At 63.2% G+C, this 14634-nt stretch carries 12 protein-coding genes and 1 pseudogene; 3 read left to right on the top strand and 10 right to left on the bottom strand.

Annotated features, from left to right (window positions below):
* Window positions 1-157 precede the first annotated feature (157 nt).
* The 6 genes and pseudogenes from ABIB95_RS34145 to ABIB95_RS34120 form a co-directional block, all read right to left on the bottom strand.
* Window positions 158-2080: an alkyl/aryl-sulfatase gene (locus ABIB95_RS34145; RefSeq protein WP_354246030.1), complete on the bottom strand. Its 1923-nt coding sequence runs from the start codon at window positions 2078-2080 to the stop codon at window positions 158-160.
* A gap of 253 nt (window positions 2081-2333) precedes the next feature.
* Window positions 2334-3491 (bottom strand): GGDEF domain-containing protein, encoded by a 1158-nt coding sequence (locus tag ABIB95_RS34140; RefSeq protein WP_247307738.1) that lies wholly within the window; start codon window positions 3489-3491, stop codon window positions 2334-2336.
* 120 nt (window positions 3492-3611) lie between these two features.
* Window positions 3612-4895 (bottom strand): TRAP transporter large permease, encoded by a 1284-nt coding sequence (locus ABIB95_RS34135; RefSeq protein WP_354246048.1) that lies wholly within the window; start codon window positions 4893-4895, stop codon window positions 3612-3614.
* A 237-nt stretch (window positions 4896-5132) separates the two neighbouring features.
* A pseudogene (locus ABIB95_RS34130) lies at window positions 5133-5480 on the bottom strand (TRAP transporter small permease); the annotation flags it as partial.
* Window positions 5481-5740: 260 nt separating this feature from the next.
* Window positions 5741-6742, bottom strand: coding sequence for a DctP family TRAP transporter solute-binding subunit (locus ABIB95_RS34125; protein ID WP_354246027.1), 1002 nt, complete (start codon window positions 6740-6742; stop codon window positions 5741-5743).
* A 212-nt stretch (window positions 6743-6954) separates the two neighbouring features.
* The gene (locus ABIB95_RS34120) at window positions 6955-7725 is read right to left on the bottom strand and encodes a methyltransferase domain-containing protein (RefSeq protein ID WP_354119814.1); all 771 of its coding nucleotides are present in this window, start codon (window positions 7723-7725) and stop codon (window positions 6955-6957) included.
* Window positions 7726-7870: 145 nt separating this feature from the next.
* Here ABIB95_RS34120 and ABIB95_RS34115 point away from each other — a divergent pair, with 145 nt between their 5' ends.
* The gene (locus ABIB95_RS34115) at window positions 7871-8614 is read left to right on the top strand and encodes an SDR family NAD(P)-dependent oxidoreductase (protein ID WP_354246045.1); all 744 of its coding nucleotides are present in this window, start codon (window positions 7871-7873) and stop codon (window positions 8612-8614) included.
* Between the two features lie 61 nt (window positions 8615-8675).
* Complete coding sequence (locus tag ABIB95_RS34110) at window positions 8676-9059, top strand: YidH family protein (RefSeq protein WP_028150113.1); 384 nt, start codon at window positions 8676-8678, stop codon at window positions 9057-9059.
* On the opposite strand, the gene ABIB95_RS34105 is transcribed toward ABIB95_RS34110, so the two are convergent.
* From ABIB95_RS34105 to ABIB95_RS34095, 3 genes are all read right to left on the bottom strand, one after another.
* Entirely contained in the window at window positions 9028-9369 is a 342-nt protein-coding gene (locus tag ABIB95_RS34105; protein WP_354246025.1) for a hypothetical protein, read from the bottom strand. The genes ABIB95_RS34110 and ABIB95_RS34105 overlap by 32 nt on opposite strands.
* Before the next feature lie 92 nt (window positions 9370-9461).
* Window positions 9462-11237: an AMP-binding protein gene (locus ABIB95_RS34100; protein ID WP_354246022.1), complete on the bottom strand. Its 1776-nt coding sequence runs from the start codon at window positions 11235-11237 to the stop codon at window positions 9462-9464.
* A gap of 468 nt (window positions 11238-11705) precedes the next feature.
* The gene (locus ABIB95_RS34095) at window positions 11706-12059 is read right to left on the bottom strand and encodes a UBP-type zinc finger domain-containing protein (RefSeq protein WP_354246020.1); all 354 of its coding nucleotides are present in this window, start codon (window positions 12057-12059) and stop codon (window positions 11706-11708) included.
* Window positions 12060-12381: 322 nt separating this feature from the next.
* Between ABIB95_RS34095 and ABIB95_RS34090 the strand changes: the two genes are divergently transcribed.
* Window positions 12382-13476, top strand: a complete 1095-nt coding sequence (locus ABIB95_RS34090; RefSeq protein WP_354246018.1) for an amidohydrolase family protein — start codon at window positions 12382-12384, stop codon at window positions 13474-13476.
* 150 nt (window positions 13477-13626) lie between these two features.
* On the opposite strand, the gene ABIB95_RS34085 is transcribed toward ABIB95_RS34090, so the two are convergent.
* Window positions 13627-14634, bottom strand: a complete 1008-nt coding sequence (locus tag ABIB95_RS34085) for an NAD(P)/FAD-dependent oxidoreductase (protein ID WP_354246042.1) — start codon at window positions 14632-14634, stop codon at window positions 13627-13629.

Below are 14634 nucleotides of genomic sequence, written 5' to 3'. Positions count from 1 at the left end.
GGACTTGGCCTCCCACGCTGCCAAATCCGTGCACTATGATGTGTCGGCTATGTCCCCGAACACCCGTCGGTCATGTCCCCGGGCTGAACATCAAGCCGGGCGATGACAGCGAGAGTGCGGAGGGCGATGCCAGCAAGAACGTGGCGGCGGCGGCGCCCTAACTCACCACCGCCCGCTTCGGCTCGACGATCTCGAACATGCGCGGGAATTCGTCCATCAGGCCCATCAGCTCGGCAAGCCGCATCGGGTTGCCCGCGAGCTTGATCTTGCCGGCGGCGACCGCTTCCGGAAAGCTCGTCAGTTTCGCGATGACCTCATCGAGCGTTGCGCGCGCGAGCGTGAAGCTCGCGTCCGCATTTTCCGCCTGCACGCCTTCGGTATAGGTCAGCGCAGAGTTTTCCAGGTTGAGCGCAAAGATCTCGCCGGTATCGGAAAAGCTCCAATTCAGCACGATGTGCTTGCCCTCGGCCTTGGGGCCGTTGAGCCGAATGCCGAGCACGTCCCAGAGCTGCTCGGTGCGTAGCGCGGCCAGCGTCTCGCGCGGCATCGGCGGACGCGGCGGGGTCTTGGGCATGCCCTGACGCAGTTCCTGCGCGCCGAACAGATAGGCGTTGCGCCAGGTCGAGCTCTCGGCGGCATAACCGAGCTGCTCGAGCGTATCCGCGAGCAACAGACGCGCCGCTGCATTCTCCGGCTCCGCGAAGACGAGATGGCCGAGCGCCTGCGCGACAAAGCGAAACTCGCCTTTGTCGAAGTCCTTGCGTGCGCGCGCGAGGATGGCCTCGGCGCCGCCCATGTACTCGACATACTTCTTGCCGGATTCTACCGGCGGCAGCGGATCGAGATTGACCGGGTTGGCATCGTACCAGCCGAGATACTTCTGGTAGATCGCCTTCACGTTATGCCGGATATGGCCGTAATAGCCGCGGCCATGCCAGGCACCCTCCAGGCTCTTCGGCAACTGGATCGTCTCGGCGATCTCGGCTGCGGTAAGGCCGTGGTTCATCAGGCGGATGGTCTGGTCATGCGCGAACTTGTAGAGATCGCGCTGCTGCCGGATCATCGTGCCGATCCGCTCGCGGCCCCACACCGGCCAGTGATGCTGGCCGCACATCGCCTCCGCCTTGCCGTCCCAGAGCCGCAAGGCCTCGTTGAGGTACTTCGACCACGCCAGCGCATCGCGCACGTCGGCGCCGCGGAACGGCAGCAGATTGTGGAAATTGTGCGTACAGTTCTCGGCGAGGTTCAGCAGTCTGTAGCGCGGGATGAAGAAGTGCATCTCCGCCGGCGCTTCGCTGTTCGGCGCCATCTGGAATTCGAATTCGACGCCGTCGATCACCCGCCTGTCGCCGGTTGCCATGATCAGGTCGGTCGGACGCAGCAGTGCCACGGCGCCCGCCGCCATCGACTTGCCGAGCCCGTTGTCGACCTGCCCCCGCACACCTTTGGCGAGGAACGGCCCGAACTGGTATTGTGCCCGCCGCAGCATCGCCGGTCCCGCGATGATGTTCTCGGAGACGGCATGCTCCATGAACAGGTTCGGCGCGATGATCGGCACGCGCCCGGTCGTCAGCGCATCCTCCTCCAGCACGCCGCGCGCGCCGCCCCAATGGTCGGTATGGGTGTGGGTGAAAATGACGGCGGCGACCGGCTTCTGGCCACGATGCCTGTAATAGAGATCGAGCGCGGCACGTGCGCCCTCGATCGACGTCAGCGTGTCCACGACGATGACACCGCTGTCGCCCTCGATCAGCGTCATGTTGGCGATGTCGAGCCCGCGCACCTGGTAGACCCCGGGCACCACCTCGAACAGGCCGTGATGCATGTTGAGCCGCGCCTGTCGCCACAAGCTCGGATTGACGGTCGGCGGCGCCTGCTCGGACGACAGGAAGCCGTAGGGCTTCAGGCTCCAGACCGTCCGCCCCTGCGGGTTGGTGATCTCCGCGTTCTCGATCGTGCCGAGGAAGCCGCGCGCGGCATCGTCGAAATCCCGCGTGTCGGAAAACGGCAGCGCATTCAGCATCGCATCATGCTGCGCGGTGACGGAGGGTGTTGCGTCCTTCGGCTCGCTGCTGGTCATTCTTGTTTCCTCCCGGCCTGTGCGAGCATCTAACCGCATCTCGCGGGTGATTGCTATCGGAGGAGACTGCCGAAATCGAGCGAGATGCCTCTTCCCTTCTCCCCTTGTGGGAGAAGGTGGCGCAAAGCGCCGGATGAGGGGTATATCTCCGCCCGCAAGACTGTTTGTGCGGAGAGAAACCCCTCACCCGCCTCGCCGCTGCGCGGCGAGCCACCCTCTCCCACAAGGGGAGAGGGTGCACCGTCCACGTGGCTTACGCAGCGAGCTCTTCCGCCAAGATCTGGCCCGATGCGGTCGCATCCGCCATCCGCAAATCCCGCGCCAGCACATAGCCGCCGCGTTCCTGCTTGGCCCGATAGAGCGCCTTGTCGGAGCGCGACAGCAGCGCTTCCGCGGTGCGCCCGTCGTCCGGCGCGACGGCAACGCCGACGCTGACGCCGAGCTCGATCATTTGTCCGTCGATATCGTAGGGCATGCTGATCGACTGCACGATGCGCTGCGCCATCGCTTCCGCATCAGCCGCCACACGCTGCACCAGGACGAACTCGTCGCCGCCCATCCGGACCACGAGGTCATCCTGCGCGGCGAGCGCCTTGAGCCGCCCGGCGACCTGCTTCAGCAGTGCGTCACCGACGGGATGCCCGAACCGGTCGTTCGCCTCCTTGAAGCGGTCGAGATCGAGCGTATGGACGGCAATCATCCCGGCCGCCAGCATCTGCGGCAGGTCCGTGGCCAGCACCGAACGATTGGACGCGCCGGTCATCGGGTCCAGGCGCGAGAGCTGCTCGAACTGCCGCTTGAGCGTGATCTGGTTGATCGAGGCATTGAAGCTCAGCCGCACCATCTCGAAACTGGCGGCCACATACATCAGGATGAGGAGCCCGAGCCCGACATGGCGGAGATCCGGCTGCATGAAGGTCACGATCGCAGCAGGCGCTGCGATTGCGACGAGATCGAGCAGCGCCGCGACGGGACGCAGCGCCAGCCGCGCCACCACGCCGGCGCCAAAGCCGAAGCCGATGCCAATCGCCATCACGGAACAGAGCGCATCACCCAGCACGATGCTGCGCGCGGCAAAAACGCCGAGCACCAATGCCGTCACCACGGTGCCGGCAATGTAACGCCGCTCCCAGATCACGGCCTCGGCCCGAGCAAGCTGCGTCGGCTGCGCGAGGCGGCGACGGAATGCGACAATTTCGAACAGGCGGACGATGGCGACGACGACACCGGCGACCGTCAGCGCCGCCGTCACCATATCGCCGGTCTCGTAGGTCGTGATGGCGCCGACCATCGCGAGGCAGGCGGCCGCAAGAATGTTGGGCATCGTCGTGCCGTGCAGGCCCGTGATGACTTCCAGATAGACGGCGTCGGAAATCGACGCTCGTCCGGATTCCATTCTGTTGAAGAACATGCCAGCCCCATCCACTGGCATGGTTCTACCGCAGACCCGTAAAAATGGGTTCCCAGCGCAGCGATGGCATTTGAGCGCGCGGGTTTACCGCGCGTTAGCCATGTCCCGGTCGTGCATAGGCTAATGCATCCCCAGCACCCGCGGCAGCCACAGCGTCAGATCGGGCCAGTAGGTCACGATGACGAGGAAGCCGAGCATGGTGATGAGCCACGGCAACACGGCGACCGCGAGCTCGGTTATTCGCATGCGCGCTATCATCGAGGCGACATAGAGATTTAACCCGACAGGCGGATGGCAGAGGCCGACCTCCATGTTGACGTCCATCACGATGCCGAAATGCACGAGGTCGATGCCGAGCTTCTTGGCCGCCGGCGCCAGGATCGGCGCCATGATCAGGATGATCGAGTTCGGCTCCATGAAGTTGCCGGCGAGCAGCAAGAGAATGTTGACGACCAAGAGGAAGCCGACCCAGCCGAGATTCTGCGCCGCGATCCAGTCGGCCAAGGTCGCCGGCAGGTTCTCGTTGGAGAGCACGAAGGAGAACAGCACCGCGTTGGTGACGATGTAGAGCAGCATCGCGCTGGTGTTGGCGGCGCGCAGCAGCACCCGCGGCACGTCCACGATCTTGATCGCCTTGTAGACGAACACCGCGATGACGAAGGAGTAGACCGCAGCCATCGCAGCCGCCTCGGTGGCGGTGAACAGGCCGCTGTAGATGCCGCCGATGATGATGACGACCAGCATCAATCCCCAGATGCTCTCGCGGAAGGTGCGGACGGTCTCGCCCCAGCTCGCCTTCGGCAGGCGTGGATAGTCGCGCTTGCGTGCGAGCCACCAGGTGACGATGCAGAGCATCGTCGTCAGCATGATGCCCGGCAGCAGGCCCGCGACGAACAGCGCGCCGATCGAGGTATTGGTGGAGACCGCATAGACGATCTTCGGTATCGACGGCAGCATCAGGATGCCGAGCGAGCCGGCAACGGTGATGATGCCGGCGCCGAAATGCATGGGATAGCCGTGGCGGACCATCTCCGGCAGCACGATCGCGCCGATCGCGGCAACGGTCGCGACGCTCGAGCCGCACACCAGCGCGAACATCGCGCAGGCGACGATGCCGGCAAGGCCGAGACCGCCGTGCCAGTGGCCGATCAGCGAGGTCGCGAACTTGATCATGCGGCGCGCGACGCCGCCATGGGTGAGGAAATTGCCGGCGAGGATGAAGAACGGGATCGCCATGATCTCGAACCCCTCGATGCCGGTGAAGAGCTTCATCGAGACCGCTTCGATCGGCACCGTGGTCAGCGTGAACAGGAACGTCATCACGGTGAGGCCAAGCGCGATCGAGACCGGGATGCCGGTCAGCATCAGCGCGATCAGCAGCGCGAACACGGTCGCGGCTCGCATCCAGTGCGGCAGCACCACCACGCCAAACTTCTCGGCGAGACACATCGCGAAGATCAGGATCGGCGCCATGATCAGGATGACGCCGAGCGGCGACACTTTTCGCGCGGCGGCCCTGGTCGCCGCGCCGGCGGGCTGCGGATGCAGCGCCGGCGAGACGTCGGCCTCCACGCCCTCGACATGGCTCTCGTCGTGATGCGGCAGATGGCCGGTCCAGTAGTAGGACCACGAGACCTGGAGGAAGCGGAAGCACATCAGGCCCGAGCCGAGCGGGATCGCCAGATAGACGAACCACATCGGCGCTTCCAGGTCATTGGACTGCTGGCCGGTCTTGAACATCTCGGAGACGAAGGAGGCGCCGAAGGCGGCGATCATGCCGGTGAAGAGCGCGCCGCAGAGCAGCGAGAACAGGATCACGTGCTTGCGCGAATGCTCGGGCAGGCGGTTGACGAGCAGGTCGACGCCGACATGGATGCCGGTGCGCACGCCATAGGCCGCGCCGAACTTCGCCATCCAGATGAACATGTAGATGCAGAGTTCCTGCGCCCAGGACAGGTCGAGCTCGGACAGGAAGGTGAACACCGCCATCGACAGCGTCGCGAGCCAGCTCATCCCGTGCGCAGCCGCCCATCTGGAGAGGACGATCGATTCGCCTGCGCCGTAACGGTGCACCACGGCGATGAAGATCAAGCCGGTTGCAGCCGCGATGAGCGTCGCGATCAGCCATTCTTCGAGATGGTTGAGCGCCTGGTTGAGCACGCGAAGCAAATCAAAGTCCCCCTATCGATGCGAAACGGCCGGAAGTGCGCACACTCCCGACCGTTCGTATTGTCCTTGCGGAAAACGCGTCAGTTCATCTTGACGTCGAGTTCCTTGGCGACGAGATCGAGCACCTCCTGCCCGACCCGGCCCTTTGCCCATGTATAAGTCGGCCGCATCGCTTCCTGCCACGCCTTGCGGTCGGCGTCAGTCAGATAATGCAGCTTGGTCTTGCCCGCCTTCTTGATCTCGGCCAGCGCGTCCTCGTTCTCCTGGTGCGCGATCTGGTTGGTGTACTCGGTTGCATCCACCATCGCCTTCTCGACCTGGGCGCGGATGTCGGGCGGCAGGCCGGACCAGAATTTCGAGTTGACGATGACCGCATATTGCAGATGCGCGTGATAGGACACGGTGATGTCCTTCTGCACCTCGTAGAACTTCTGCGTCAGGTAGTTCGACGCGGTGTTCTCGCAGCCGTCGACCACGCCGGTCTGGAGCGCCTGGTAGACTTCGGAGAACGCCATGATCTGCGGGATCGAGCCCATCAGGCGGAAATACTGGTCGGCGATCTTCGATCCGGAGATGCGGAATTTCAGGCCCTTGAAATCCTCAGGCTTCATCAACGTGCGGTTCGACGACACCATGTGGAAGCCGTTGTCCCAATAGGCGAGCCCCGTGATGCCCTTGGCCTCGAGCTTCTGGAACAGCCACTTGCCGATCGTGCCCTTCATCGCGTTGGAATAGGTCTCGTCGTCCTTGAACAGCCAGGGCAGGTCGAGCGCCTCGAATTCCTTGATGCCGAGCGGCGCGAATTTCGCGGTCGAGGGCGCCAGCATCTGCACCGAGCCGAGCTGGAGCGCCTCGATCTCCTCCTTGTCCTTGTAGAGCGAGGAGTTCGGATAGACTTCGATCTTGACCTTGCCGTCGGTGTACTTCTCGGCGAGTTCCTTGAACTTCAGCGCGCCCTTGCCCTTCGGGGTGTCGTTGGCGACCACGTGGCTGAACTTGATGACAACAGGGCTCTGGGCCTGTGCCACGGCTGGGGCCACGAGAATAGCTGCGGCGGCGACCGCAAGAAGCAGCTTGCGCATGAAGTAACCTCCCAACAACCTCTAAAACCGGGTTCTTTTTGTTTTGCAGCCCGGTTTGCAGCCCAGTAGTGGCAGCAATCCACCACCCGAACAACTAGACCTAAGCCCAATTTGCCACAGGCAAGCTAGCTTGATGGCTGTTGTCCGCGCAACCCGGGACCCGCTTCCAGTCCCGGGTTGCGAACGGTTTATGTCGCATTGCGGCAGTGCGATCAGCTCTTGCGCTGGGCGACCATGAACAGACGCCGGAACGGAAACAGCGTCTGCCCCGCCGCATTCTTCGGATAGGCCTTCGCCACCCGCTCGCCATAGGCGGCCTCGAACGCGGCCTTCTCGTCGCCCTGCAGGATGTCGAGATAGCGCGTCAGCCAGGTCCCCTTGGTCCATTCCTTCACGGGATTGTCGCCTTCGAGCACCTGCAGATATTCGGTCTCCCAGATGTCGACGTTCTGGGAAAGCGGCGCGAGCAAATCATGATAGAAGGCCGGCCCTTCGACCGGCGGCGGGGTGACGAGATGCTCGACCTTTGACCGCCACGGACCGTTCAGCGCCGTCTCGCCGATCAGCACATGCGATGGCGCGAGGAAGTTGCGCGGCATCTGCACCGCAAGCATGCCGCCGGGCGTCACCTTCTCCATGACCGACGGAAACAGCGCCGCATGATTGGGCAGCCAGTGCAGTGCGGCATTGGAATAGATCAAATCGTATTGCCTGGCGGGGCGCCAATGGCCGAGATCCTCGTGCGACCATTCCACATCCGGCGCCGCCTTGCGGCCGGCGGCCACCATCTCGGCCGAGCCCTCGACACCGGTCACGGTCGCGTCCGGCCAGCGTTCCTTGATCAGTTTTGTCACGTTGCCGGCCCCTGCCCCGAGATCGGCGATCGCGCGCGGGGCGAAATCCGGAATCCGCATCAACAGGTCGACGGCGGGCCGAAGCCGATGGCCGGAGAATTTCAGATATTGCTGCGGATCCCAGACCATTGCTCAACGCCTTTTCTTTTTCGTGTTTCCTTCGTCGAGGCTCTTGGTTACCACTGCTCGTCCCGCTCAGGCAATTCGCGAAGCCGGCGGGACGGGCAGGAAACGAACGACAAGAAGCAAAAAGCAAACAAGAGAGCGTGTGACCATGGACCTCGGGCTCAAATCGAAAACCGCAGTCGTGACAGGGGCGAGCATCGGCATCGGCCGCGCCATCGCCAAGGGCCTGGCTGCCGAAGGCGTCCGCGTCGTCGGCGTGGCGCGGCGCACTGATCTCCTTGCCGAGCTGGTGAAAGAAGTCGGCTCCGGCCTGATCACGCCGTTCGAGCAGGACGTGATGGCGAAGGACGCCGCGGAGAACATCGCGGCCTTTGCGCAAAAGCAGCTCGGCCACGTCGACATCCTCATCAACAATGCCGGCGGCAGCCGCCCCCTTCCCGTCGATGCGCCCGACAGCAAATGGGACGAGGCGATCGCGCTGAACTTCACCAGCTACCGCCGCATCGCGCATGCGCTACTGCCGCAGATGATCGAACGCAAATGGGGCCGCATCGTCAACATCACCGGCAAGTCCGAGCCGGAGGGCCTCAACGCTGCGTTCGCCGCAAAGGCCGCCGTGCACGCCTGGGCCAAAGGCCTGTCGCGCGAGATCGGCGAGCACGGCATCACCATCAACTGCATCCCGCCCGGCCGCATCATGAGCGAGCAGATCCGCCGCAACTACCCGCCGGATTATCGCGAGCGCTTTGCCGAGGAAGAAATCCCGGTCGGCTATTGGGGCGAGCCGGAGGACCTCGCGGCGCTCGCGGTGTTTCTGGCCTCACCGGTGGCAAGGTACATCACGGGCACGGTGATCCCGGTGGATGGAGGGTTGCGGAGGTATCAGTTTTAGGGCCAGCCGTAGGATGGGTAGAGCGCAACGAAACCCATCGACAACATCCAGAGAGGTCTCGATGATCGAGAGATACTCAGACCACGCGGCAAACGAGCGGACTTTTCTCGCCTGGGTCAGGACGGGCATCGCGATCATCGCGTTTGGCTTTGTCGTCGAGAAATTCAACCTCTTCGTCCGAACAATCGCCGAAGCCAACAGGACGGAGATCGGGTCTCGACTGCAATTCGATCGCTTCACGGGAGCGTTCAGTCACTATGACGGCCTCGCGCTGATCGCGATCGGGATCGCAATCATCGTGATTTCGCTCTTTCGCTTCATCAGGACTGGCCGAATGATTGACGATGCACAATCTCATTCCGCCGGCGGCATCAAGACAGAACTGGTGCTCGCCGTTGTGCTGGGCCTGATCGTTACAGCGATGACCGTTTATTTTGCGCTCTGACTTTGGACCTAGCGGTGGCGCCGGCTTCCATCGACAACGTCTGGAGATCGCTTTGCATCACCATACGGGTCTGGGCATCGAGAGCGCCGAACGGCTCGTCCATCAGGATCACATCGGGGCCGACCTCGGTGTTGACTGACGTGATGTTGCGGCCGCGAAGATGGACCGCATGACTATACATATTCCAAGCCGCCGAAATGAGCAGGCCGAGGCCAATGGTGAGAATTTGGGCTTCGCGGGTTGAATGAAAGGCAGGGCCGGCTGCGGCATCGCCGCGGCGGCGCGTTGGGGTTGCGGCTTCGCCGCACACTCGTCCACATCTACTGGCGTCGCCGCCGTCAATGACGCAGAGGCGGTCCCTTTAAGAAACACGCTCGGAAGGTCGGCGGCCGGGCTCTCTGGTCATGCATCAGTCGACGTGACTGCATTTCCTGCCGTCGACAACGCGCGTGGATGAGAGGCAAACCGGATGATGTGCGGCGAGGCTGCTCCGCTATAGAGACTGTCGAGAATGGCGGAACGGTTCTTCAGGACCCCGCGCTGATTGATGTAGCCCTTGTCCGTTGTCTCGCCTGCCGCGAGCGACAGCGGCTGGATCTGGATGGCAACGGCCGATATCCGCGCGTTGGTCGCTGCCGCCAGGTTATGCTCGGTCAAGACCCGATGGACGTATGCGCGAACGCCGGAATCCAATGAAAGGGTGTCACCGGAATCCGCGCCTGCTGCGCCGATAGCATGTCGCCTTGCACGGTCCGGATTGAGCCATACCAGCGCGACGAGAGAATCGCGGCCCTCGCCTCCGATGACCAAATCCTGCAGCACGCCGCCCATCCGGTTCAGGATGGCGGCACGCAGCTCGCCGACGAGCACCCACGTGCCTGTCATCATTTTGAAATTCTCCGAGAGACGCCCGGAAAACCTCAGGCCGCGGCAGAGATCGGCGGGATCGATGAACGAGACCGCGTCGCCTACCCGATAGAAGCCCTCTTCGTCGAATGCCGCCGCGGACAATTCGGGTAATCCGAGATAACCGGGCATGACGTTCGGGCCACGGACCCGCGCCTCGTAACCGTCCATCGCCGGAACCAGCTTGAGTTCGATGCCGGGTGCCGGCAAGCCGATCTCTCCCGGCGCTTCGCACGGTCGATAAGACACGCAGATGGTCGGCCCGGCTTCCGTGGCACCGTATCCGGCCAAAATCGGAACTCGCTCGCCGCGGACTTCGATTGCATATTCCTGAAGCGTTGCCATTACGGACGCCGGGATCGCCGCGCCCCCGAAAATCATTCTGTCGATGCGATGGAAGAACTTCCGCCTCAGGTCTGGATCCTCGCCGAGCGCGGCGCATAACAACGCGTAACCGGTTGGGACATTGAATGAGGCCGTCGGAGAAACGTCGTGCAGATTGGCGATTGTTCGATGAAACGCTTCGGGCGTCGGTCGGCCATCGTCGATATAGAGAGAGCCGCCGTTCTTCAGAATCCCATTCAGTATGACGTTGCAGCCCATGGTATGATGCCAGGGCAGCCATTCGATCTGAACCAGGGGCTGCGAGACCGGCGTGACCTGAGCGGCCATCTGCAGCACGCTCGACATCATGCGATGGGTATTGATCACTCCCTTGGGAGAGCCGGTCGATCCCGACGTGAACAGGATTCTGCCGACGGTCTCCGGTCCGAGTGCTGCGAACGCCGCCTCAAACGCGTGACCCGGTGTCGCGGCGGATAGCTCCGACAGCGGCGTGGTATCCGCCGCCTCTTCCGCCGTTATCCATTCGGCCTGCGCAAAGCCGGGGATGGCACGGGCTTGCACGAAGGGATCCGCCTTCTGGGCAAACACAAACTTCGGCGTGAGGACCTTCGCGATGTCTTCGATGCGGCTGAGGCCACCTGGCAGAAGACTGTAGCTTGGCGAGATCGGCGCAACCTGCAGACCGATCGACATCGCGGCGAACTGGATCACCGCATTCTCGATCGAATTGCCGGACAGGATGGCCAGCGTATCGCCCGCTGCGCCACCCCGATCAATCAGCGCCTGCCCGACCGAGCGCACTCGAGACCAGAATTCGCCATAGCTGATCGACTGCCATGCATTGTCGCGGGTTCGTTGCGCGAGAAAGACGCGGTCCGACGTTTCCTGAGCCCAGTGGGGAAGGTATGCGCAAATCGTCCCGCTCACTCCAGCGAGTATAATCCGCGATCGCAATATCAGGGTGCCGTCATCCCTTCTCGTAACCTCGATGTCGGTCGGTGGTGAAGGCATAGAACAATATGGCGTGGAAGCTGGATGGTCGAGAGCAGGCTGCACAGGCGTTCTCCTTTCGATATCCGCGAAGGCCCGGCTGAGGCGGCGGCGATCGACGCAAACGATCTGTAGTCCTCACGCGCAATGAGGCTCCTGCAGAACGTCGGGAGGGCAATATCTCGATGCTACGTTGCGTGAGAATTTCATCTTCGCGAGGATCGCGTTGCATTTGCAATGTCGCTGATCCGGCGCCACGGACACCAGTGAGGGTTCCAATGGGGGATTCACGGGTGCCGAAAGTTCGCGCAAGACGTCCGCCCGTGAGTTCACGCGCGATGCCCGGAAGCAGCCCCGCTGCTAAACGCGCTCGTCGGCTATGGACCAGTTGCCAGAGGCTGCGACCTATTCATGCAGCAGCGATTGCCAGTCCCGAGGGACCGCGCCGTCCGGCCCGGGCACCGGCTGGTCCAACGGATGCGCGTGCGGGCCTTGCAGCTTCGGGCCCGCGAAGGGCTGTCCCGTGCGATAGTCGTAAAACCACCGTTCGCCCGGCTCGAAGCTCGTGATGATCGGGTGACCCGTCGCCGCGTTATGCTTCGTTGCATGCTGATTGGGTGACGTATCACAGCAGCCGATGTGACCGCATTCGACACATCTGCGAAGATGAAACCACCATCCGCCAGCAGCCGAGCATTCCACGCAACCCGTTCCGCTTGGCTTGGCCGCGAGGTTGATGCCATCCCTGTCAGACTTCATCGATCCACTCACTGAAAGTGATTGCGGTCATCGCAAATCTTCGCCGCCATCGCATTTTGCCAGTGTTTCGCCCGACGGGTCAACCTCGCGACATCAGGGAGCATCTCGCGGGAGAATTGGGGAGGCGTTCACACAAAGTTGCGGCGGCGATGCACAGGCGTGACGCGAGGCATCGTTCGGCGACGAAAAATCGGCGTATTCCAATCCCCAACAATCATTGCCCCGCTGCGGCCGCACCACAGACAGCGGAGGGACGAAACGTTCTGCCGATAGAAGCACCACAGGCCTTGGCTTTGCCAGTTCGTCACGGGAGACGTGCAACATGAACAAATGGGATCAAAAATCTCGAGGGCATCACGCCTGCCCCACCTGCTACGGCCCATCCTCGTCGCGCCGCGGCTTCCTCGCTGGCGTCGGTGCACTTGGCCTGGCCGCGGCCGTCCCCGCCGTTGCGGTGCACGGACAGACCAGGCCGGCGCTGATCGATACTCACCTTCATTTCTATCCGCCTGAATATCAAAAGCTCTGGCTTGGCTACGAAGACGCACGCAAGCAGCCGCACTTTCCCGGCCAGGTGGCCTGGACCCGCGAGAAGCTCGTCGAGGACATGGACCGCAATGGCATACGCACAGGCATCCTATCGGTCGCCTCCACGCCCGGCGTGTGGTTCGACCTTGGGCCGGCGGAAGCCGGCCGGCTTGCGCGCGCCTGCAACGAGTACGCGGCGGACATGATGCGCGACCATCCGGGCCGTTTCGGCCTGTTCGCCACCTTGTCGATGCAGGACGTCGATGCCACGCTCAGGGAGATCGAATATGCGTTCGACACGCTGAAGGCGGATGGGATCGGGCTGCAAAGCAGCTACGGCGACAAATGGCTCGGCAATGCCGCCTACAGGCCGGTGTTCGAGGAGCTGAACCGTCGCAAGGCGGTCGTTTATGTGCATCCGCTGGTCGCGAGTTGCTGTAGCGCGCTCAGCGTCGGAACGTTTCCAGCCGTGATCGAAGTCCCGCACGACACCACACGGACCGTGACGAGCCTTCTGCTCAGCGGCGCATTTGCCCGCCACCGCGACATCAAATGGCTGTTCTCGCACGCCGGCGGCACGATACCGATGATGGCCGGGCGGATCAATTCGTTCTATGGGGCGCGGCCCGACCTGAAGGAGTTTGCGCCGGAAGGAATCGAAGGCGAGCTACGCCGGCTGCACTACGACACCGCGAATGCGACTTTCGCGCCCTCCATGGCCGCGCTGCTCAAGCTCGTACCCGCCTCCCAGATCACCTACGGCAGCGACTATCCGTATTTCGGCCTTGGCCAGTTCGCGCAGTTGCAGAAGCTTGGCCTCTCGACAGAGGATCTCGATGCGATCGGCCATCAGAACGCGACACGTCTCGTTCCCCGGCTGCAGACTTAGAGCATGATCCGGAAAAGCGTGGCGCGGGTTTCGCCCGGGCCCTGCTCCCGATTGTTGCCACGATGACATCGTGCCCGTGGATCGAGGGTTGCGGAGGTATCAGTTTTAGGGGACGGGAAGCGGAGCCCGATCAACCTGCGAAATCATGCTTCATTGCGCGATCGTTTTTGCCGGATCGGCCCATGACTCCGGCGCCGGAGGACGCGGCATGGTGCCATAGACGCTGATACGGCCTGCTTCGCAGTGAAGGAATGTTGTGGCGACCGCGTCGGAATACAATCGCGCCGAGGTCGGGCTCAGCCGATCGGCCGACAACAGCGCACCCGTCGCGACCAAAGCGGACGACAATGCGTTGAACAGCCCCTGAGAGGCAATCGGATCGAACGCCATCGCCGCATCGCCTACTGCAATCCAACCTTCGCCCGCGGCCTCCGAGAGGAGGCAAGCAGACGCGTCCACGCTGAGCAGCGCATCTCCCGCCGGTGTGCCGGATCTGCGAATGCGCCAAGTCTGCACACGCCCTCGCGGTCCACGGATGCGGTAAGACCAGGTCGGTCCATCGCTGCTGTATTCGAGCCACGATGCGGAACCGGCCGGCGCGCCATCAGCCGCATCCTCGACCAGTTCTGCGACCATGCGATCCCGGGCGGCCACGCGCGCGCCCCGGCGCCGCGCAATCGCGGCGGCGCGACCCGTTGCATCGACAACGATCTCCGCAAGGACGAGCTTCGCCCGAGCGCTATCGCTCGCACGACAGACAACGCCGCGGTCCGGCGTGACGCCGATTGCGCGCAGCCCGCAAAATGTAACCCCGACAGCGACAGCCTCGTCGCGAAGGCGCTGGTCGAAACGGACGCGATCGACCACATACCCGATGCGGCAGGGATGACGCAGAAAGTCCTCATAGTCCGACGCGCCCGAACGGTGTGTTCGCCGAATCCCGAGACAGGCTCGGGCGATCGCCGGATCGTCGAGCAGATGTTCAAGTCCCACCGCCGCGACAGTGACGAGCGAGGCCGGAGCAAGCAGCTCAAGCCGCGTCGTCGGCGTGACGCCGGAATCTGCGACAATGACCGTGCGGCCCCTAAGGGCCAGCAGGCGTGCGGCGGTCAAGCCGGCAGGCCCCGCGCCGACCACGAGACAGTCGGTGCGCAGCAC

Source organism: Bradyrhizobium sp. LA2.1 (assembly GCF_040547725.1).
GTDB classification, from domain to species: Bacteria; Pseudomonadota; Alphaproteobacteria; order Rhizobiales; family Xanthobacteraceae; genus Bradyrhizobium; species Bradyrhizobium barranii.
Note: the sequence above shows the minus strand (reverse complement) of the source record. Positions and strands in the feature narration are given on the sequence as shown.